We start from the raw sequence: 20,045 nt of genomic DNA, 5'->3' as shown, positions 1-20,045 counted from the left end.
TCACCCCGTCAGCTTCACGCTGCCGCCGCCACCCCAGAACAGGTACGACAGGAGCAGGTTGAGCAGGACGATCGTGACGATCGACTGCCGGATCGCGCGGCCCGCCGCCACCCCGACGCCCACCGGGCCGCCGGTGGCGTAGAAGCCGTGGAAGCAGTGGATGACGACGACGGCGAAGGCGAACACGCCCACCTTGGTGACGCTGTAGATGATGTCTGTCACAGGTAAGTAGAGGTAGAAGTAGTAGTCGTAGACGCCCGGCGCCAGCCCGAACAGCACCGTGCTCATCAGCCGGGTGGCGAAGAAGCTGGCGAACAGCGCGATCAGGTAGATCGGCATCAGCGCCAGCAACGCGGCCACCACCCGGGTGCAGATCAGGTAGGTGAAGGCGTTGATGCCCATCACCTCGAGCGCGTCGATCTCCTCCGAGATCCGCATCGCGCCCAGCTCCGCGGTGAAGGCCGAGCCCACCTGGGCCGCCAGCGCGGTCGCCGCGATGATCGGGGTGATCTCGCGGACGTTGGCGAAGCTGCCCACCAGGCCCATGAACGACTCCGCGCCGATGGCCTGCAGTCCTTGGTAGCCCTGCAGGCCCACGGTCGCGCCCACGACGAAGGCCATCGTGAACACCACGAAGATCATGCCGCCGCCGATGATCGTCGCGCCGACGCCGATCACCACATCGCTGACCTGCCGGAGCACGACCTTGGTGTACTTCAGCCTGAGCACGATGTCGCGGACGGCGTAGAAGAGCACCTTCCACACGAACAGCGGCCAGTTGGCCAGGCCGGCGAACTTCTCGGCCCACTCCCGGCCCGAGCCGGCGAACCTGCGGCCTGCCGTACGTGAGACCATCACAGCGACCTGGGCGGGTAGGCGAGGAAGTACACCGCGGAGATCACGTAGTTGAACGCGAAGACCAGCATGAACGTGATCACCGTCGCCTGGTTGACCGCGCGGCCCACCCCGACGGGGCTGGTCTCGCAGGTCATGCCCTTGTAGCAGGCCACGGCCGCGGCGATGAAGCCGAAGATCCACGCCTTCAGCAGCGTGACGTACAGGTCGGAGGCCACCACCAGGGACAGCGCGCCGTCGAAGTACGCGCCGGGCGTGACGCCCTGCACCACCACGTTGAAGAAGTAGCCGCCCGCGGCGCCCGACAGGATGACCAGCGGGCACAGGCACACGGCGATCGTGCTGGCGGCCCACATGCGCGGCGTCACCAGGCGGTGGATCGGGTTGACCGACATCACCTCCATCGCGGCGAGCTCGTCGCGGATGTGCCTGGCGCCCACGTCGGAGGTCATCGCGCTGCCGCCGGCGCCGGCGATCAGCACCGCCGAGGCCAGCGGCGCCACCTCGCGGATCAGCCCCACGAACACCGCGCTGCCCGTCGCCGAGGCCGCGCCCAGCTGCCAGGCCAGCTCGCCCACCTGCAGTGCCACGGTCGCGCCCAGCGGGAGCGAGACCAGCAGGACGGGCACGCTGGTGACGCGGGCCAGGAACCAGCACTGGTCGACGAACTCCCAGAACCAGCTCCTGACATCCCAGCTGCGGCGCAATCCCTCAAGGACGATGACGAAGAGGTCACCCACCTGGCCCAGCACGGACCCGGCCTTGCGGCCGACGTATCCGGACAGGGCCATCAGCACCCCGCCCGTGTGCGTGTTGCCGTCATGACCACCTCATGGAACCGGCCGACTACGGATCAGTCACCTTACTGACGGGTTGTCCAGTAAGTCGATGCTTCGCGTGGAATTTGAGGAAAAGGTATGAGACGCAGCTCACCTGTTGTCACACAAACACGAAACGTAATCACTATGAGATGTCCCGGGTGCGAGGTGCCCTTTCGCAGAGACACGGCAGGCCGCCCCGCCGGCGGAGGACCCGCGACCGGCGCGTCCGGTGAGTCGGTGACGGTCGCCCGCCGCTACGACTCCCCTGTGCGCCGTCGGGATGTGGTTCGCTCGCGGTAGGCGGTGGGGGTTTCCGCGTGTTCCTTGCCGAAGGCGCGGTAGAAGGCCGAGCGGGTCTGGAAGCCGCTGGCGTGGGCGATGCGGTCGACTCCCCAGCCGGTGCTGGACAGCAGCCGCCGGGCGTGCGCCACGCGCAGCCGGGTGACGTACTCCCACAGCGGCATCCCGAAGACCTGCTTGAAGGTGTGCGCCGCGTAGGCCGGGTGGACCCCGGCGGCCCGCGCGATCTCCGCCACCGACAGATCCTCGGTGTAGCGGGTGGCGGCCACGACCAGCAGTTGCTCGGCCGCCCGCGCCGGCAGCGGTGCCGCGCCCGCGGCGGGACCGGCCTCGTGTGCCAGACGGGCCAGCCGGGCGTACATCTCGAACCTGCACACCTCCGACACCGTGGGATCGGGGCCGCCCGCCAGGTCCTCGATCCAGCGCGACAGCAGGAACCGGTCGTGCGGGCCCTCGGCCGGCCTGCCGTACAGCAGCTCGCCGCGCACCAGCCGGTCGAGGGCGGCGCGCATGGCGTGCTCGCCGATCACCGTGCTCAGCGGCATCGTGGCCCACAGGAAGTCGGCCTCGCCGTCGGCGAGCAGGCGGTGCGGGTAGCCGCCCCAGAAGACGACCAGCCGGCGCCGGGGCAGCGTGATCGTGCCCGAGGCCATCGCGTAGCGGACCGTGCCGGACAGGACGAGATTGAGCTCCAGCTCGGGGTGCAGGTGCGGGCGCGGCATCGGGTCGGCTCCGCCGCGGCCGGCGAGCAGTCCGTGCATGGCGACATGGGACACGCCCAAGACGATAGAGACCTTGAGGATTCGCGACAGAGCGGCCCCTCACGCGGGATGCCAGGGCCCGGGGCGCGCCGTGAGACTCGAGGGCATGAGCGAACTCGACGACTTCATGTTCGACTTGAACGGCTACCTCGTCCTGCGGCAGGCCGTCGGCCAGGACCTGCTGGCGCGGCTCGGCGCCGAATTCGACGCCTTCCCCCGCGACCTGCCGCGCGGCCAGTGGTACCGGGGAGCGCAGCGCAAGGACTACACCTCCGACACCGGCTACGAACTGCACCAGGCCGTGGCCGCGGGGCAGCCGTTCGCCGAGCTGATCGACCACCCGAGCTGGTTCCCGCTGGTCCGGCACTTCGCCGGAGAGGAGGACAGCTACCTGCCCGGCGTGTTCATCGACGAGAGCATCGCCTCGATCAGGGAGTCGGGCGGGCACCATCCGGTGCACTCCGGGGGCTACCGCACGGCGCTGCGCGGGCGGTACGGCGTCTCGCACGGGGCGTTCCGCTGCGGGCAGGTCAACGTGATCCTGGCGCTGACCGGCATCGGCGAGGGCGACGGGGCGACCATGGTGGTACCGGGCTCGCACAAGTCGAACTTCCCGCACCCGCTGGCGGGCGACTACGCGCGGGGAGACCGCATGGACGACCTCCCCGGCGCCGTCCCCGTCCACCTGGAGGCCGGCGACGCGCTGCTGTTCGTGGACGGGCTGATGCACGGCGGCTCGACCAGGACCAACCCGGGCGAGCGCCGCGTGCTCATCTACCGCTACGGCCCCATCTGGGCGGGCAGCCGCTACGGCTACGTCTACGACGAGTCGTGGCTCGAAGGCCTCACTGAGACCCGCCGCCGCGTCGTCTGCCCGGTCCCGCTGGTGCGTGTCGGCGACGCCGCCCCGGCGGAGCCCGGAGACGGTCGAAGCTAGCCGGCCAGCAGCTCCGCCATCCAGGACTCGACCTCGTCCGGGTGGCGGGGCAGGCCCGCCGACATCAGCCGGGCGCCGTCGGCCGTGATGACCAGGTCGTCCTCGATGCGCACGCCGATGCCGCGGAACTCCGCGGGCAGCGTCAGGTCGTCCTGCTGCAGGTACAGGCCGGGCTCGACGGTCAGCACCTGGCCCTCCTCCAGCACGCCGTCCAGGTACTGCGAGGCGCGCGCCTTGGCGCAGTCGTGCACGTCCATGCCGAGCATGTGGCCGCTGGAGCAGAGCGTGTAACGCCGGTACAGGCCGGCCTCCATCAGCGAGTCGACCGACCCCTTGAGCAGCCCCCACTCGACCAGCCCTGTCGTGATCACCCGCATCGCCGCCTGGTGGAACTCGCGGAAGCGGACGCCGGGCCGCAGCGTCGCGATTGCCGCCTCCTGCGCCTCGTACACCAGCTCATACACCTGCCGCTGCACCGGCGAGAAGCGGCCCGACAGCGGCAGCGTCCTGGTGACGTCGGCCGTGTAGAGCGTGTCGGCCTCCACCCCGGCGTCGAGCAGCAGCAGCTCGTCCCTGTTCAGCCGCCCGTCGTTGCGGATCCAGTGCAGCACGCAGGCGTGCGCGCCGGAGGCCACGATACTGTCGTAGCCGACCGCGTTGCCCTCCAGCCGCGAGCGCAGCCCGAACACGCCCTCCAGGTACCGCTCGCCGCGCGTGTGCCCCAGCGCCTGCGGGATCGCGCGCGCCACGTCCTCGAACCCGCGGACCGTGGCGTCCACCGCCCCCTGCAGCTCGCCGAGCTCCCACTCGTCCTTGACCAGGCGCATCTCCGACAGGAACGACTCCACCTCGGGGTCGTCCAGCGACCTGCCGCGCGGGTCGAGCTCGTCGATGTGCGCGCACTCCAGCCCGTACAGCCGCGCCGCCTCGGCCAGGTCCGGCCTGCGCCCCACCCAGAACTCGCCGAAGCGGCGGTCGCGGTAGAACTCCTGCCCCTCCTCGCGCGGCGAGCGTGGCCGCAGGTACAGCACCGCCTCGCCGGACGGCTCGATCACCAGCACGTCGTCGGGCTCGCCCGCGCCGGTCAGATAGGAGTACGCGCTGTGCGGGCGGAAGCGGTAGTCGCTGTCGTTGCTGCGCACCTTGAGCCCGCCCGCCGGGATCACCAGCCGCTCGCCGGGGAAGCGCGAGGCCAGCGCCGCCCTGCGCTTGGCCGTCCACGGCGCGATCGGCAGCGGCGACAGATCGGTGCGCCGGGTGTCGGCCCAGCCGGTCCGCATGAACGCGGCCAGCTCCTCGGTGATGGGCAGGTCGTGGCTGCCGGTGTTCAGCTGCTCGCTCATGTCGGGATCCCTCGCGCGCGCACAGAGTGGGGGTAAGTGGTATTTCACATATTAAAGGCGTGGCGTCCGTTTTGCAGCCTACGGCAGTCCTTGACGGCGTCCCCGCCGGATTGCTTGCCTGAAGAGTGGTAGACAGGGGCGCTTAACAGGGGCTCGCTCGGGGAAATGTCCCTAGCTAACTGAGAGCCGAGGTGGTGCACATGCTCATCGGGACAATCCTGCGCAACAAGGGTAACGCCGTCACGACCGTGACCCCAGATGCCACCGTCAGGGAACTGCTGGCCAAGCTCGCCGAGCACAACATCGGAGCCGTGGTCGTGTCCGGCGATGGAGCGACGATCACCGGCATCGTGTCGGAGCGTGACGTCGTGCGCCGCCTGAACGACAGGGGCGCCGGCATCCTGGACCAGCCGGTCTCCTCGATCATGACCGTGGAGGTCCACACCGTGGGGCCGGGCGACAACGTGGAGGAACTGCGGCGGACCATGACCACACACCGCTTCCGTCACATGCCCGTGGTGGAGAGCGGCCGCCTGGTCGGCATCGTGAGCATCGGCGACGTGGTCAAGAGCGCGATCGAGGAACTGGAGACGGAGAAGGCGTCCCTGGTGGACTACCTGCACCGTTGACACGGGTGGCACGCTTGAGCCCGTGATGTACGGGTCACCACCGCCGGAGTATCCCCGGGCGACGAGCAGTCCGACGCTCATCCTGCTCGCGTCCGGGCTGGCCGGGGTCATCGGCCTGCTGTTCGGGCTCTTCATCGGCATGGGACTCGACCAGGGTCCCAGCACGCCCGCCCGCGCTCCCACGGTCACCGTGACCGTCGAGAGCAGCGCGCCGCCCCAGGGCTCCGCCCCCGCCACCACCCCGCCGCTCGCCCAGACCTCACCGCCGGGCCTGATCACGGCGCCCACCCAGACCAGCCCGCCTGCCCAGACCGTGCCGACGGGGACAGGGACGCCTCCCGCGACGGGGTTCTCCCTGTCGGCCGGCCGCACGCTCGTCGTGGGCAGGGACATCCAGCCCGGCACCTACCGCACCACGGGACCCGCGCCCGGCCAGCCGGCGTGCTTCTGGGCCAGGCTCAGGAGCACCTCCCCGAACCCGGCGGACATCATCGCGGCCGACATGCCCAAGAGCGCCGCCACGGTGACGATTCTGCCGACGGACAAGGGGTTCCAGACCATGGGTTGCGCCGACTGGACAAGATCCTGAGAGGTCTGTGCGCGAAACTCTTGAATTCCGCACAGGAACGCGCAATCCTATGCCGCGAGGAGAGAGGAGGCACGCTCCCCGCGTGCTGGCGCGAGTCCTGCGGATATGGGCCACGCCACTCCGGCGTCCATGGCGAGGACGTGTCACTGGAGAGTGCGGAACAGCGCGCATGCCGCCACAAATCCCGAACCGTGTTCGCGAGGAGTGACCATGCGTCTCCCAGCTCTAGCGGCGACCGCTTTAGTCGCCACCGCTCTCGTCTCCACCCCTGCCCAGGCCCGCGCCCTGCCCGCCCCCGTCGCCTGTGTCGGCTGCTGGAAGCCGGCGCTGAACACCAGCTGGCAGTGGCAGCTGTCGTCGCAGCCCAGCAAGCCGTTCCCCGACGTGCAGATGTACGACATCGACGGTTTCGCCGCCAAGGACGGCGCGATCGTCAAGGCACTCAAGGCCGACAAGCCCGGCCGCAAGGTCGTCTGCTACATCAGCGCGGGCTCGTTCGAGGACTGGCGGCCCGACGCCGGCCAGTTCCCCCAGAGCGTGCTGGGCAAGGACCTGGACGGCTGGCCGGGCGAGAAGTGGCTGGACATCCGGCAGTACACCGGCAAGCTCGGCGACATCATGAAGGCCCGCCTGGACATGTGCAAGGCGGCCGGATTCGACGCGGTCGAGCCGGACAACGTCGACGGCTACACCAACGACACCGGCTTCCCGCTCAAGGCCGTCGACCAGCTGGCCTACAACAGCTGGTTCGCCAACGAGGCGCACCGGCGGGGCATGTCGATCGCGCTGAAGAACGACAACCAGCAGATCCCCCAGCTGCTGCCCTACTTCGACTTCGCGCTCAACGAGCAGTGCTGGCAGTACAAAGAGTGCACCACCGCGCAGAACGGCGACTACGGCTACGACCAGTTCGTCGCGGCGGGCAAGGCGGTCTTCCAGGTCGAGTACAGCCTGGCCACCTCGAAGTTCTGCGCCAAGTCCAACGCGCAGAACTTCAACTCGCTGAAGAAGAAGCTCGAGCTGGACGCCTACCGCGTCCCCTGCCGTGGGGTCTGAGTTCGACCTGCTGGTCGTCGGCGACGCCAACCCCGATGTGGTGCTCTCGGGAGCGCCCAGGGGGTTGGCGTACGGCCAGCGGGAACACCTCGTCTCCTCCGGGGCCCTGGTGCTCGGCGGCTCCGGGGCGATCACCGCGTGCGGCGCCGCCCGCCTCGGCCTGCGCACGGCCTTCGCCGGGCTGGTGGGCGACGACGCCGCCGGGCGGTTCGTCCTCGAGGCGCTGATCTCGCGCGGGGTGGACGTCTCCCACTGCACGATCGGGCAAGAGCCCACGGCGATGACCGTCGTGCTGGCCGACGGGCCCGACCGGGCGATCCTCACGGCTCCAGGCTGCCTGCCGTACCTGAGCGCCGACGACGTGCCGCGCGGCCTGGCGCGACACGTGCACGTGTCGTCATATTTCCTGCAACCGGCGCTGGCGGCCGGTCTGCCGCGCTTCTTTGCCGAGGTACGGCGAGCGGGGGCCACCACCTCGCTGGACACCAACGACGATCCGTCGGGGGAGTGGGCGGACCTTTCCGAGGTTCTCCGCGTCACCGACGTCTTTCTGCCCAACGCGGCCGAAGCCCGTCACCTTGCTCGCCGGACGGCGGCGCCGGCCTCCGCCGGCCACCTTCCCGCCGCACCCGCGCCCGCGGAAGCCGCGGACGCGGCGGTGCTGGGCAAGGGCGGGGCGGTCGTGGTCGTCAAGGATGGCGAGCGCGGGGCGCTGGCCTGGGACGGCGGGGACGTCGTGCGGGCCGAGGCGATCCCGGTGGAGGCCGTCGACGCCGTGGGCGCCGGCGACAGCTTCAACGCCGGGTTCGTCGCGGCGCGGCTACGCGGGCTGCCGCTCGAGGAGTGCCTGCGGGTGGCCGTGCGCTGCGGCGGCCTGTCCACCCGCGCGGCCGGCGGCACGGCCGCCCAGCCTGCCTGGGAGGAGCTGTGAAGGTCACCTTCCTGGGCGCGGGCAGCGTCGAGTTCACCCAGGGGCTGCTGGAGGACCTCGTCCAGTTCGGCGACGAGCTCGAGGTCTCGCTGCACGACATCCACCAGGAGCGGCTGGAGACCGCCGAGGCCGCCGCCCGCTTCATCAGCCGCGGGCACGGCGTGAAGATCGGGGCCCACCTCGACCGGCGCAGGTCGCTCGAGGGCGCCGACTTCGTGATCAACATGATCCAGGTCGGCATGATCGACGCCACCCGCGCCGACTTCGAGATCCCCGCCCGGCACGGGCTGCGGCAGACCATCGGCGACACCATCGGCGTCGGCGGGATCTTCCGCGCGCTGCGCACGTTCCCGGTCCTGGACGCCATCGGGCGTGACATCGCGGCCGTGTGCCCCGACGCGTGGCTGCTCAACTACACCAACCCGATGGCCATGAACGTCTGGTACCTCAACGCGGCCACCCCGGTCCGCAACGTGGTCGGGCTGTGCCACTCCATCTACTGGACGGCGCACGACCTGGCCGAGCTGGCCGGCGTGCCGTACGACGAGGTGTCCTACCTGGCGGCGGGCGTCAACCACCAGTCGTGGATGCTGCGCTTCCAGGCCGGCGGCGAGGACCTCTACCCGCGCCTGGACGAGGCCATCGCGCGCGACCCCGGGCTGCTGCGGCGGGTGCGGGTCGACATGTACCGGCGGCTGGGCTACTACCCGACGGAGACCAGCGAGCACTCCGCTGAGTACGTGCCGTGGTACCTGCACGATCCGGCCGAGATCGAACGGCTGCGCATCCCGGTCGGCGCCTATCTGGAGATCAGCGAGGACAACGTGCGCCGCTACCGGGCCACCAGGGACGCGCTGCGGGCCGGCAGGCCGATCCCGGTGGAGGGCACGATGGAGTACGCCCCGCAGATCATCCACAGCATCGCCACCGGCACGCGCAGGGTCGTCTACGGCAATGTCGTCAACCGCGGGCTGATCGGCAACCTGCCTGAGGGCTGCGTGGTGGAGGTGCCGTGCGTGGCCGACGCGCTCGGCGTGCGGCCCGTCGCCGTCGGCGACCTGCCCGCCCAGTGCGCCGCGCTCAACCGCGCCTACGTCAACGTCAACGAGCTGACCGTCAGGGCGGCGCTCGAGGGACGGCCCGAGCACGTGCGCCACGCCGTGATGGCCGACCCGAACGCCGCCGCCACACTCACCGTGGAGCAGATCTGGCAGCTGTGCGAGGAACTGACGGCCGCGCACGGCGACCTGCTGCCCGAGCCGTTGCGAGGTGTCCGATGAAACGATTGCCCGCGCTGATACTGATCTCCGTCCTGCTGGCCGGGTGCGGCTCGTCCGAGAAGACGGACGGCCCGGTGGAGCTGACCTGGTGGCACGGCCAGGTCGAATCGCAGGCCAAGGTCGTCGAGCAGCTCGCGGCCGACTACAACAAGACCCATCCGGGGGTGAAGGTCGTGCCCGCGGTCGGCACCACGAACGTGGACGACATGCTGCAGAAGGTGCAGGCCGCGCTCGCCGGCGGCAAGGCGCCCGACATCGCCTACATGTACGGCACCTGGATGCCGCACCTGGCCAAGAACCCGCAGGTCTACGACCTCACCGCCACCGTCAAGGCGCCCTCGTTCGGCTGGGACGACTTCTGGCCGTCCGAGCGGGCGGTCTCGGAGGTGGGCGGCAAGGTCGTCGGCGTGCCCGCCGTCGTCGACAATCTCGCTGTCATCTACAACAAGAAGCTGTTCGACGCCGCCGGCGCGAAGTACCCGGACAAGAACTGGACCTGGGACGACTTCCGCGCCGCCGCCCGCACACTTACCCGCGACGGCGTGTACGGCACGGCCTACCCGGTGACCGGCTCCGAGGACACGGTGTGGCGCCTGTGGCCCATGGTGTGGCAGCAGGGCGGCGCCATCGTCACGCCCGACGGCAAGAAGTCGGCGTTCAACACCCCGCAGGCCGCCCAGGCGCTCGACCTGTGGGCCCAGATGGCCCACCAGGACAAGTCCGTCTACCTCGACCAGAACGGCGAGAAGTTCCTGCCCCTGTTCCAGAGCGGGAAGGTGGCCATGGTCATCGCCGGACCGTGGGCGCTGCTCGACGTCATCGACCACAAGATCGACTACGGCGTGCAGGTCCTGCCCGGCTACAACGGCAACCACGAGACGATCGCCGGGCCGGACAACTGGGTCGTGTTCAACAACGGCTCACGGCGGGCCAAGGCCGCGGCCGATTTCCTGACCTGGCTGACCAGGCCGGAGCAGGACGCCAGGTGGACGCTGGGCCTGGGCAACCTGCCGCTGCGCAAGGCCACCACCGCGCTGCCCGCCTACCAGGCGTTCACCAAGCGGTTCCCGTCCGTGGACGTCTTCACGGAGAACCTGGACAACGCCAAGCAAGCTCGTCCGCGAATCCCCTCCTACCCGGAATTCTCCGAAAAGGTGGGCAATGCCATCGCCGAGGCGCTGCAGGGCAGCACGCCCGCCGCGCAGGCGCTGACCGAGGCCGCCGCCGACGCCGACACCGTCCTGGGGCGGGCGGGATGACCGCCCTGGCGCGGGTCACGGTCGGTTCCGGTGTCCGGGGGATCCGCAGGCGGCGGTGGGTCCCGGAGCTGACCGGGTGGGGGTTCGTCCTGCCCGCTTCCCTGGTGATCGTGGGTCTGGGGCTGTTCCCGGCCGTGTGGGCGCTCCTGCTGTCCCTGCGGGACGGGGACCTCATCACCGGCGGCGAATACGTCGGTCTCCAGAATTATCGGGACATGTTCGGCGACGCCGAGCTGGGCAAGGCCGCCCTGCACACGCTGGTGTACACGGTGCTGTTCGTGCCCGGCTCGGTGATACTCGGCCTGGTGCTGGCCCTGGCGCTGAACCTGAAGATCCGCCTCATCGGGTTCTACCGGACCTGCATCTTCGTGCCCTACGTGGTCTCCGCCGCGGCCACCGGCATCCTGGCCAACTTCGTCTTCGACCCCGACTTCGGCATCGTCAACGCCGGGCTCAAGGCGATCGGGCTGACCGGCATGCGGTTCCTGCAGGACCCGGACCAGGCGATGATCACACTGGTGGTCATCTCGCTGTGGGGCGGGATCGGCATGCCCGCCGTGGTCTACCTGGCCGCGCTCCAGGACATCCCGCGCGAGCTGGTCGAGGCCGCCAGGGTCGACGGCGGCACCGGCAGGCACGTGCTGCGCCACGTCGTACTGCCCCAGTTGCGGCCCGCCACGGTCTTCCTGACCATCTGGCAGATCGTCACCGCGCTGCAGCTGTTCGACCTCGTCTACACCACCACCAAGGGCCAGCCGCTCGACTCCACCACGGTCATCGTGTTCTACCTGTACCGGCAGGCCTTCCAGCTCTTCCATTCCGGGTACGGCGCGGCCGTGGCCTACGCCCTGTTCGCCGTCACGCTGGCCGTGTCCGGGCTGACGCTGTGGAGGGGATCGAAGTGAAGCGGAGCTGGCTGGCCCACCTGTTCCTGATGCCGATCGCGCTGCTGTTCGCCGCGCCGCTGGTGTGGATGGCGCTGACCGCCTTCATGCCGGACGCCGACATCAACAGCTACCCGCCCAAGCTGTGGCCCGACCACTTCACGCTGGCCGGGTTCGCCCGCATCTTCACCGAGGACGACTACCCGCGCTGGCTGGGCAACACGATCATCGTGGCCGGCGCCGCCGTGCTCGGGCACCTGGTGCTGTGCTCGCTGGCCGGGTACGGCTTCGCCCGGCTGAGGTTCCGCGGGCGCGGCATCGCCTTCGCCGCGGTCATGGCCACCATCATGATCCCCACCCAGGTGCTGATGATCCCGACGTTCCTGCTGTTCAAGAACATGGGGCTGATCGACACGCTGGGGGCGGCGTTCGTGCCGTGGCTGGCCTCGGCCTTCGGGGTGTTCCTGATGCGGCAGTTCTTCCTGTCGCTGCCCAAGGAACTGGAGGAGGCGGCCACCATCGACGGCTGCACCCGGCTCGGCGTCTTCTTCCGCGTCGTGCTGCCGCTGGCCAGGCCCGCCCTGGCCACGCTGGTCGTCTTCACCCTGCTGGGGGCCTGGAACGACCTCATCTGGCCGCTGATCGCGATCTCCTCCGAGGACAGCTACACCCTCCAGCTGGGCCTGGCCACCTTCGCGGGCGCCAGGCACACCGAATGGTCGGCGCTGATGGCGGGCAACGTGGTCGCCGTGCTGCCGCTGGTGCTGGCGTTCGTGCTGGCGCAGCGGCACTTCGTGGCCACCATGAGTTTCAGCGGGCTGAAGGGCTGAGCCGTACGTAGCGAGCGCCGAATTACGTAGGCGGAATGCGTCACCTTTTGCGAGCCGCACGCACGCGCTCGCTTTCCGCCCGCCTATTCACCTAACTTGCGGACATAGGTCTTGGTCGGACTGAAAGCCATTGCCACCCTTTGATAAATCCCCAGGAGAAGGGCTGGTCCCATGGCGATGAATCCCCAGAGGCGCGCGGAATTCGTCAACGCCTACACGCGGCTGCTCATCACGGCGTGGTCGAGCGAGGAGTTCTCCAGCAGGCTCGTCGCCGACCCGCGTGCGGCCATCGCCGAGTGCGGCCTCGAGGTGCCTGTGGGCGCCGAGGTCGTCATCGTCCGCACCATCCCCGCCGGGGCAACCCGTCCAGGCGGCGGGCGATGTAGGCCAGCCACTGCGCCGACATCGCGTCGGCGTCGGTGAAGTCGTCGACGACGATGAGCAGCGACTGCATCTCCGTCAGCGACCTGGCCGCCCGGTACAGCCCGTACAGCAGGTCGGGCGCCGTGCCCTGGTTGGGGCCGATCAGCTGGTCGACCACACCGTCCAGATGGGAGGAGCCGATCAGCGGGTCGAACAGCTGGCGGATCACCCCGAAGGCGAAGTCGTGCTCGGCCGGATGGCAGCGGGCTCGCAGCACCAGCGTCGGCGCCTTGCCGCGGGCGGCCACGGCCTGCAGGAACTTGGTCTTGCCCATCCCCCGGGAGCCCTGGACGACGACGATCCCCGGTTTGCCTTTCGACAGATCGGCAAAGCTCTCCTCTAACAGGCCGAGCTCTGCCTCGCGGTGGAGCAATGGCTTGCTGGCCACGTCCCCTTCACCCCTGACTACGAGTCCCTCGTGGCGCCGGCGGATAAACCGGCTCTCGCAGCTGACCCCCGTCCCCCACGGCGTGGCTCAGCACCGCCCGGCCAGATGAAAGATCTTCAGGGTGCGCGGCTGAGAACGGCGGCAACCCATCATCCGCAACGGGGTTGATCTCTGACAAGAGTGTTCGACAAACAAACTTCGCGGTAATCGATTCCGGGTTCCCGAATTGCGAAATTCCATGAATTGACGGGAGACGGCGGGTGAACTACCGGTTTCACTCTGTATTTGGAGCAACCTTCATCCATGTAGGAGGATTCAGACAGCCCACATCGAGGAGGACGCCATGTCGGTCTTGCGGAGCCTGATGGAGAGCGTGCGCAGCGGCGCCGTCGAGGTGGTCGACCTCACCGCGCCCCTGTCCCAGGACACGCCGATCCTCCAGTTGCCCGAGCCGTTCGGTAACACGATCCCCTTCCGCCTGGAGGAGATCAGCCGCTACGACGACCGCGGTCCCGCCTGGTACTGGAACGACATCCACACGGGAGAGCACACCGGCACCCACTTCGACGCGCCGATCCACTGGGTGACCGGGCGCGACGGCCAGGACGTCTCCCAGGTGCCGGCCGGCAGCCTGCTCGCGTCCGCCGTGGTGCTCGACTTCTCCGCCGAGGCGTCCAAGGACCCCGACTTCCTCCTGCAGATCTCCCACGTGCGCGAGTGGGAGCAGGCCAACGGGCCGCTGCCCGAGGGCGGCTGGCTGCTGTACCGCACCGGCTGGGACACCAGGGCCGCCGACCAGGCCGCGTTCATCAACGCCGACGCCACCGGGCCGCACACCCCGGGCATCTCGGTCGAGTGCGCGCGCTGGCTGGCCGAGCAGACGCCGATCCTGGGGGTGGGCGTGGAGACCGTGGGCACGGACGCGGGCGCCGCGCACTCCTTCGACCCGGCCTTCCCCTGCCACTCCTTCCTGCTCGGCGCCGGCAAGTACGGCCTGACCCAGCTGCGCAACCTCGATCGCCTGCCGGTCACGGGCGCGGTGGTGATCGCGCCCCCGCTGCCGATCCTGGGCGGCTCGGGCTCGCCGGTCCGGGTGCTGGCCTTGGTGGAGCGAAGGAGCTCGGGGGGAGAGAGCGAGCGGAGCAATGCCAACGAGCCCCGAAGCGGTCGCGACCATGGGCACGAGCGATGATCGTCGCCGAGGCGGTCGGGCGGGCGCTGGCCTCGCTCGGCGTCGACACCGTCTTCGGCGTGGTCGGCAGCGGCAACTTCCACGTCACCAACGCGCTGCGACAGTACGGCGCGCGGTTCGTGGCGGCCAGGCACGAGGCCGGCGCGACGACCATGGCCGACGCCTACGCCCGGATGAGCGGCCGGGTGGGCGTCGTCTCGGTCCACCAGGGGCCGGGGCTGACGAACGCGATGACCGGCCTCACCGAGGCCGCCAAGAGCCGGACCCCGCTCATCGTGCTGGCGGGCGAGGTCACCGAGCCGCTGTCCAACTTCCACATCGACCAGGACGCGCTGGCCAGGGCGGTGGGCGCGGTGCCGATGCGGGTGCGCACGGCAGGGTCGGCAGTGGAGGACACCGTCGACGCCTTCAGGACCGCGTGGCAGGAGCGGCGCGCGGTGCTGCTCAACCTGCCGCTGGCCGTACAAGCACAGACCTCTGACTGGAGCGGGGAGCTCTTCGGCATCGAGCGAGCGCCGGCTTCGCACACGGCCGATGCCGGGCCGCCCACGGGCAACGCGGTCGCCGAGCTCGCGCGGATGCTGGCGGAGGCGGAGCGGCCGGTGTTCGTCGCGGGGCGCGGGGCCAGGCACGCCAGGCGGGAGCTGGAGGAGCTGGCCGACCGGGCGGGGGCACTGCTGGCCACCTCGGCCGTGGCGCGCGGCCTGTTCCGCGGCAGCCCGTGGGACCTGGACGTGAGCGGCGGGTTCGCCACGCCGCTGGCGGCCGAGCTGATCACCGCCGCCGACGTGCTCGTCGGGTGGGGCTGCGCGCTGAACATGTGGACCACCCGGCACGGCACGCTGATCGGCCCCGAGACCCGGCTGGTCCAGGTCGACCTGGACCAGGAGGCCCTGGGCGCCCATCGTCCGGTACGGCTGGGCGTGACCGGCGACACGGCCGTCGTCGCCCGCCAGGCGGCCGGGATCCTGGCCGAGCTGCGTGTCGCCGGGCTGCTCGAGCAGGGCCCGGGCTACCGCTCACCCGAGGTGGCCAAGCGGATCGCCGCGGAGGGGCGGTGGCGGGCCGTGCCGTACCAGGACGACAGCCATGACGGGCGCATCGACCCGCGAACCCTCACCATCGGGCTGGACGACGCCCTCCCGGTGGAGCGCATCCTCAGCATCGACTCCGGAAATTTCATGGGATATCCGGCGGCGTTCATGGACGTCCCGGATGAGCAGGGGTTCTGCTTCACCCAGGCCTTCCAGTCGATCGGGCTCGGGCTGGCCACCGCGATCGGCGCGGCGCTGGCGCGGCCCGACCGGGTGCCCGTGGCGGCGCTCGGCGACGGCGGCGCGCTGATGGGGATCGCGGAGCTGGAGACCGTGGCCAGGCTCGGCCTGCCGATGATGATCGTGGTCTACGACGACGAGGCCTACGGCGCCGAGGTCCACCACTTCACCGGACAGCCCATGGAGACGGTGACGTTCCCGCCGACCGACTTCGCCTCCATCGCGCGCGGGTACGGCCTGGCCGCCGTCACGGTGACCGAGCCGGGCGACCTGGCCGGCGTGTCCGCGTGGGTGTCGGGCCCGCGCGACCGGGCGCTGCTCGTGCACGCCAAGGTCACCAGGGACCGCGGGTCGTGGTGGCTGGAGGAGGCCTTCAAGGGTCACTGAAGCTTGCGGTAGGCGCGGGACTCCTCGGCGGCGGCCAGCACCTCGGCCAGCCCGGCGCCCGCGCCCGCCGTGACGGCCGCCGCGATGGCGCCCTCCACGAACGGCACGTCGGCCAGCACCACCTTGCCCGGCTCCTCGAGCAGCCGCGCGGTCAGCACCGAGCTGCCCAGGTCGGGGATGAGCAGCACGCCGTCGCCCTGGTCGACCGCGGCTACGGCCTGCTCGACGAGATCGAGGCTGGTGCCCAGCTCGCCGTCCTGTGTGCCGCCCGCCGCCGCCACGGGCACCTCGCTTCCCGCGATGCCGCGGGCCAGCGCCGCGGCCTCGGCCGCCAGACCGGGACTGTGCGAGATCAGCACCAGCCCTACCACGACGGCGCGGCCTTCCCGAGCGCGGCCACGATCAGGGCCGAGGAGGCGGCGCCCGGGTCCTCGTGGCCGATGCTGCGCTCGCCGAGGTAGCTGGCGCGTCCCCGGCGGGCTCTGAGGGGGATCGTGGCCTTCGCGCCGTCCGCCGCCGCGCGTGCCGCCCGCTCGAACGCCTCGGCGGGCTCCAGTCCCTCGTGTACGGCTGCCGCCAGCGCCTTCGAGGCGGGCGCCAGGGCGTCGATCATCGTCTTGTCCCCGGCGGCGGCCTTGCCGAGCCGTTCGACCGCGACCACGCCCGCGGCGAAGGCCTCGGGGAAGCCCGCTCCTTCCTGCAGGGCCTTGCCCATCGAGCGGAAGAACGAGCCGTACAGCGGGCCCGAGGCGCCGCCCACCTTCCTGATCAGGGTGGCGCCCGTGGCGGTCAGCGCCTCGCCGGGCGTCGCGGGCACGGACTCCGCCAGGGCCCGCCGTACCTCGGAGAAGCCCCTGTCGAGGTTGGCGCCGTGGTCGGCGTCGCCGATGGCGGCGTCGAGCTCCGTGAGGCGGTCGCGGGCGGCGGCCACCCGCTGGGCGGTCTCCTCGATCCAGGCCAGGACGAACGCGGTCTCCATCAGCGCCCCCAGCGCAGCCCGGCCGTCTCGACCGGCGCGTCCCACAACCGGGTGAGCGTGTCGTCCAGCCGGCACACGGTGACCGAGAAACCCTGCATGTCCAGGCTCGTCACGTAGTTGCCGACGAGCGAGCGGGCGATCCGCGCCCCCTTGCCCCTGATGTAAGCCTCCACCTCGGCGAACACCACGTACAGCTCGATGAGCGGGGTGCCGCCCATGCCGTTGACCAGCACCAGCAGGTCGCCGGCCAGCGGCTGGTCACGGTGGATGGCGTCCATCGCCACCGCCGCCAGGTCGCGGGCGGCCGCGGCGGGCACGCGGCTGCGTCCCGGCTCGCCGTGGATGCCGATGCCCAGCTCCACCTGGTCGTCGGGCAGGTCGAAGGTGGGCTTGCCGGCGGCGGGCGTGGTGCCCGAGGTCAGCGCGATGCCGAAGGAGCGGCTGCGCGCGTTCACCTCGGTGGCCACGCCGGCCACCTCGGTCAGCGGCGCGCCCTGCTCGGCCAGCGCTCCGGCGATCTTCTCCACGAACAGCGTCGCGCCCGTGCCCCTGCGGCCCGCGGTGTAGAGGGAGTCCTCGACCGCGACGTCGTCGTCCACCAGCACGGCGACCACCTCGACGCCCTCACACAGCTCGGCGGCCATCTCGAAGTTGAGCACGTCGCCGGTGTAGTTCTTGACCACGTGCAGCACCCCGGCGCCGGCGTCGACCGCCTCGGTGGCCGCGATGATCTGGTCGGGAACCGGGGAGGTGAAGATCTCGCCCGGGCAGGCCGCGTCGAGCATGCCGTACCCGACGAAACCGGCGTGCAGCGGCTCGTGCCCTGAGCCGCCGCCCGAGACCAGCCCGACCTTCCCCGAAACGGGGCCAGAGGCCCGGTAGACCACCTGATCGCGCACTCTGAGAGAGGGATGGGCCGCGGCCAGGCCCTTCAGCGCATCCTCGACCACGGTCTCTGCGGTGTTGATGAGCTTCTTCATCGGATCCATTCTCGTTGTGTGGAGCTTACCTACAGTCCTTACGATCCCGCCGTCAACGAGGATCCCTTTCCCTTCTATGCCAGGATGCGGCGCGAGGCGCCCCTTTACCACAACCCCGACCTGGACTTCTGGGCGCTGTCGCGGCACGCCGACGTGGCCGCCGCGCTGCCGGACTCGGCCCTGTACTCCAGCGACCACGGCCCCATGCTCGACCCCGGCGCCTGGAGCCCGCGGGCGCGCACGTATCTGTCGTTCGTCGCGATGGACCCGCCTGACCACACGCGCATGCGCGCGATCATCTCGCGCGGCTTCACGCCGCGCCGGGTCGCCGCGCTCGAGCCGATGATCAGGCAGATCGCGCGCGAACACATCAGCACGGCCGTGGAGAAGGGCACGTTCGACTTCGCCCGCGAGTTCTCGGCCAGGCTGCCGCTTGACGTGATCTCCGAGCTCATGGGCGTGCCGCCGTCCGACAGGGCAGAGATCCGCCGCCGCTCCGACAGCGTGCTCAGCTACGACCCCTCCGGGCACATGGCCGAGGACGGGCTGAAGACCATTGTGTCGCTGGGCGAGTACTACGCCTCGATCGTCGCCGAGCGCCGCAGGGCGCCTCGCGACGACCTCGTGTCGGTGCTCGTCGCCGACGACGGGCTGAGCGACGAGGAGATCGTGCCGTTCATGTTCCTGCTGATCGGCGCGGGCGCGGAGACGACCACGCACCTGCTCAGCGCGGCCTGGTACTGGGCCTGGCGAAACCCCTCCCAGCGCGCCGCCGCCTTCGGCGGGGCGATCCTGCCCTGGGTGGAGGAGTCGCTGCGCTACGACACCCCCGCGCACGGCATCGCGCGGCGCCTGACCTCCTCTGTCACCCTGTACGGCGAGCGGGTCCCCGCCGGGGCGAAGATGTGGCTCCTGATCGGGTCCGCCAACCGGGACTCGGCGGTGTTCGACTCACCCGACATTTACGACTTGTCGCGGGATACGTCGCGGACGTTGAGTTTCGGGGCGGGGCGCCACTACTGCCTGGGCGGGCCGCTGGCGCGGCTGGAGGCGCGGATCGCGCTGGAGGAGCTGACGTCCATGGTCGACCCCGACTACTCCATCGACCCCACGGGCATCAGGAGGACCGCCCACGGCAACGTCAGGGGCATGCTCGCGCTCCCGACCACGGTGTCACCTGCGCTACGGTTCGGGCATGGCTGAGATCGTGTACCCGCCGGTGATCGCCGCCGCGCGGACCCTGTTCCGCGTGCTGGATTACCGCTTCCACCTGGAGGGCGCCTCCAACATCCCGACCAGCGGGGGCGCGGTCCTGGTCAGCAACCACGTCAGCTACCTCGACTTCATCTTCGCCGGCTTCGCCGCCGTGCCCTCCAAGCGCCTGGTCCGCTTCATGGCCAAGGAGGGCGTCTTCACCCACCGCATCTCCGGTCCGCTGATGCGCGGCATGCACCACATCCCCGTCGACCGGGGCGCCGGGGCGAGCTCCTACGCCACCGCGCTGCGCATGCTCAAGGCGGGCGAGGTCGTCGGCGTCTTCGCCGAGGCCACGATCAGCCGGTCGTTCACCGTCAAGGACATCAAGAACGGCGCCATCCGGATGGCCATGGCCACCAAGACGCCGATCATCCCCGTCGCGCTGTGGGGCAGCCAGCGCATCTGGACCAAGGGCCGGCCCCGGCAGCTCGGCCTGCGCCACGTCCCCATCACCATCCTGGTCGGCGAGCCCATCCACGCGCAGCGCGGCGAGGACGTCAACCAGCACGTCACCGACCTGCACGCCCGCATGTCCGCCCTCGTCGACAGGGCCCAGCGCACCTACCCGGAGATCCCGCCGGGCGTCTGGTGGCAGCCCGCCCACCTCGGCGGCACGGCCCCCACTCCCGAGGAGGCCGCCGCCATGGACCAAGCAGAAGCCGAGGCCCGAGCCAAGCAGGCGTGACCCTG

22 protein-coding genes are annotated in these 20,045 nt (G+C 70.5%); 13 read left to right on the top strand and 9 right to left on the bottom strand.

Annotated elements, in window-relative coordinates:
- The 3 genes from ACIBHX_RS19795 to ACIBHX_RS19785 all read right to left on the bottom strand — a co-directional run bounded on the left by ACIBHX_RS19795 (window position 1) and on the right by ACIBHX_RS19785 (window position 2,752).
- The gene (locus ACIBHX_RS19795) at window positions 1-855 is read right to left on the bottom strand and encodes an ABC transporter permease (protein WP_397068575.1); all 855 of its coding nucleotides are present in this window, start codon (window positions 853-855) and stop codon (window positions 1-3) included.
- Window positions 855-1,646, bottom strand: coding sequence for an ABC transporter permease (locus tag ACIBHX_RS19790; RefSeq protein ID WP_214317443.1), 792 nt, complete (start codon window positions 1,644-1,646; stop codon window positions 855-857). The genes ACIBHX_RS19795 and ACIBHX_RS19790 overlap by 1 nt, the downstream gene beginning before the upstream one ends.
- A gap of 284 nt (window positions 1,647-1,930) precedes the next feature.
- Entirely contained in the window at window positions 1,931-2,752 is an 822-nt protein-coding gene (locus ACIBHX_RS19785) for a helix-turn-helix domain-containing protein (RefSeq protein ID WP_397068574.1), read from the bottom strand.
- Window positions 2,753-2,843: 91 nt separating this feature from the next.
- On the opposite strand from ACIBHX_RS19785, the gene ACIBHX_RS19780 reads away from it, so the two are divergent.
- Window positions 2,844-3,674, top strand: a complete 831-nt coding sequence (locus ACIBHX_RS19780) for a phytanoyl-CoA dioxygenase family protein (RefSeq protein ID WP_397068573.1) — start codon at window positions 2,844-2,846, stop codon at window positions 3,672-3,674.
- Here ACIBHX_RS19780 and ACIBHX_RS19775 read toward each other — a convergent pair.
- Complete coding sequence (locus ACIBHX_RS19775; protein ID WP_397068572.1) at window positions 3,671-5,017, bottom strand: aminopeptidase P family protein; 1,347 nt, start codon at window positions 5,015-5,017, stop codon at window positions 3,671-3,673. The two genes, ACIBHX_RS19780 and ACIBHX_RS19775, sit on opposite strands and share 4 nt — an antisense overlap.
- 200 nt (window positions 5,018-5,217) lie before the next feature.
- Between ACIBHX_RS19775 and ACIBHX_RS19770 the strand changes: the two genes are divergently transcribed.
- The 8 genes from ACIBHX_RS19770 to ACIBHX_RS19735 all read left to right on the top strand — a co-directional run bounded on the left by ACIBHX_RS19770 (window position 5,218) and on the right by ACIBHX_RS19735 (window position 12,475).
- Window positions 5,218-5,646 carry a CBS domain-containing protein gene (locus ACIBHX_RS19770; protein ID WP_397068571.1) on the top strand — a complete coding sequence of 143 codons (429 nt, stop codon included), beginning with the start codon at window positions 5,218-5,220 and terminating at the stop codon, window positions 5,644-5,646.
- A gap of 22 nt (window positions 5,647-5,668) precedes the next feature.
- On the top strand, window positions 5,669-6,235 hold the full coding sequence (locus ACIBHX_RS19765) for a hypothetical protein (protein ID WP_397068570.1): 567 nt from the start codon (window positions 5,669-5,671) through the stop codon (window positions 6,233-6,235).
- 210 nt (window positions 6,236-6,445) lie between these two features.
- The gene (locus tag ACIBHX_RS19760; protein ID WP_397068569.1) at window positions 6,446-7,291 is read left to right on the top strand and encodes an endo alpha-1,4 polygalactosaminidase; all 846 of its coding nucleotides are present in this window, start codon (window positions 6,446-6,448) and stop codon (window positions 7,289-7,291) included.
- Window positions 7,281-8,222, top strand: coding sequence for a carbohydrate kinase family protein (locus ACIBHX_RS19755; RefSeq protein ID WP_397068568.1), 942 nt, complete (start codon window positions 7,281-7,283; stop codon window positions 8,220-8,222). The genes ACIBHX_RS19760 and ACIBHX_RS19755 overlap by 11 nt, the downstream gene beginning before the upstream one ends.
- A complete protein-coding gene (locus tag ACIBHX_RS19750) occupies window positions 8,219-9,502 on the top strand; it encodes an alpha-glucosidase/alpha-galactosidase (protein ID WP_397068567.1) in 1,284 nt (427 codons plus the stop codon). The genes ACIBHX_RS19755 and ACIBHX_RS19750 overlap by 4 nt, the downstream gene beginning before the upstream one ends.
- A complete protein-coding gene (locus ACIBHX_RS19745) occupies window positions 9,499-10,761 on the top strand; it encodes an ABC transporter substrate-binding protein (protein WP_397068566.1) in 1,263 nt (420 codons plus the stop codon). The genes ACIBHX_RS19750 and ACIBHX_RS19745 overlap by 4 nt, the downstream gene beginning before the upstream one ends.
- Window positions 10,758-11,666, top strand: a complete 909-nt coding sequence (locus ACIBHX_RS19740; protein WP_397068565.1) for a carbohydrate ABC transporter permease — start codon at window positions 10,758-10,760, stop codon at window positions 11,664-11,666. Before ACIBHX_RS19745 ends, ACIBHX_RS19740 begins: the two co-directional genes overlap by 4 nt.
- The gene (locus ACIBHX_RS19735) at window positions 11,663-12,475 is read left to right on the top strand and encodes a carbohydrate ABC transporter permease (protein WP_397068564.1); all 813 of its coding nucleotides are present in this window, start codon (window positions 11,663-11,665) and stop codon (window positions 12,473-12,475) included. The genes ACIBHX_RS19740 and ACIBHX_RS19735 overlap by 4 nt, the downstream gene beginning before the upstream one ends.
- Before the next feature lie 212 nt (window positions 12,476-12,687).
- Here ACIBHX_RS19735 and ACIBHX_RS19730 read toward each other — a convergent pair whose 3' ends face one another.
- Window positions 12,688-12,810, bottom strand: a complete 123-nt coding sequence (locus tag ACIBHX_RS19730; RefSeq protein WP_397068563.1) for a hypothetical protein — start codon at window positions 12,808-12,810, stop codon at window positions 12,688-12,690.
- Window positions 12,807-13,286, bottom strand: coding sequence for an AAA family ATPase (locus ACIBHX_RS19725; RefSeq protein ID WP_397068562.1), 480 nt, complete (start codon window positions 13,284-13,286; stop codon window positions 12,807-12,809). Before ACIBHX_RS19725 ends, ACIBHX_RS19730 begins: the two co-directional genes overlap by 4 nt.
- A gap of 343 nt (window positions 13,287-13,629) precedes the next feature.
- On the opposite strand from ACIBHX_RS19725, the gene ACIBHX_RS19720 reads away from it, so the two are divergent.
- The gene (locus tag ACIBHX_RS19720) at window positions 13,630-14,478 is read left to right on the top strand and encodes a cyclase family protein (RefSeq protein WP_397068561.1); all 849 of its coding nucleotides are present in this window, start codon (window positions 13,630-13,632) and stop codon (window positions 14,476-14,478) included.
- The gene (locus ACIBHX_RS19715) at window positions 14,475-16,139 is read left to right on the top strand and encodes a thiamine pyrophosphate-binding protein (RefSeq protein WP_397068560.1); all 1,665 of its coding nucleotides are present in this window, start codon (window positions 14,475-14,477) and stop codon (window positions 16,137-16,139) included. Before ACIBHX_RS19720 ends, ACIBHX_RS19715 begins: the two co-directional genes overlap by 4 nt.
- Here the strand turns inward: ACIBHX_RS19715 and dhaM are convergent.
- Genes dhaM through dhaK form a run of 3 tightly spaced genes read right to left on the bottom strand, consistent with a single transcriptional unit; the run spans window position 16,133 to window position 18,098 of the window.
- Window positions 16,133-16,510 (bottom strand): dihydroxyacetone kinase phosphoryl donor subunit DhaM, encoded by a 378-nt coding sequence (gene dhaM / locus ACIBHX_RS19710; RefSeq protein ID WP_397068559.1) that lies wholly within the window; start codon window positions 16,508-16,510, stop codon window positions 16,133-16,135. The two genes, ACIBHX_RS19715 and dhaM, sit on opposite strands and share 7 nt — an antisense overlap.
- Window positions 16,504-17,118: a dihydroxyacetone kinase subunit DhaL gene (gene dhaL, locus ACIBHX_RS19705; RefSeq protein ID WP_397068558.1), complete on the bottom strand. Its 615-nt coding sequence runs from the start codon at window positions 17,116-17,118 to the stop codon at window positions 16,504-16,506. The genes dhaM and dhaL overlap by 7 nt, the downstream gene beginning before the upstream one ends.
- Entirely contained in the window at window positions 17,118-18,098 is a 981-nt protein-coding gene (gene dhaK, locus ACIBHX_RS19700) for a dihydroxyacetone kinase subunit DhaK (RefSeq protein WP_397068557.1), read from the bottom strand. Before dhaK ends, dhaL begins: the two co-directional genes overlap by 1 nt.
- Window positions 18,099-18,116: 18 nt before the next feature.
- On the opposite strand from dhaK, the gene ACIBHX_RS19695 reads away from it, so the two are divergent.
- The gene (locus tag ACIBHX_RS19695; RefSeq protein WP_397068556.1) at window positions 18,117-19,301 is read left to right on the top strand and encodes a cytochrome P450; all 1,185 of its coding nucleotides are present in this window, start codon (window positions 18,117-18,119) and stop codon (window positions 19,299-19,301) included.
- Window positions 19,294-20,040 carry a lysophospholipid acyltransferase family protein gene (locus tag ACIBHX_RS19690; protein WP_397068555.1) on the top strand — a complete coding sequence of 249 codons (747 nt, stop codon included), beginning with the start codon at window positions 19,294-19,296 and terminating at the stop codon, window positions 20,038-20,040. Before ACIBHX_RS19695 ends, ACIBHX_RS19690 begins: the two co-directional genes overlap by 8 nt.
- Window positions 20,041-20,045: the final 5 nt, after the last annotated feature.

It is taken from the genome of Nonomuraea sp. NPDC050536 (assembly GCF_044457685.1).
Taxonomy (GTDB): Bacteria; Actinomycetota; Actinomycetes; order Streptosporangiales; family Streptosporangiaceae; genus Nonomuraea.
This window is presented reverse-complemented; position numbering and strand designations above follow the sequence as displayed.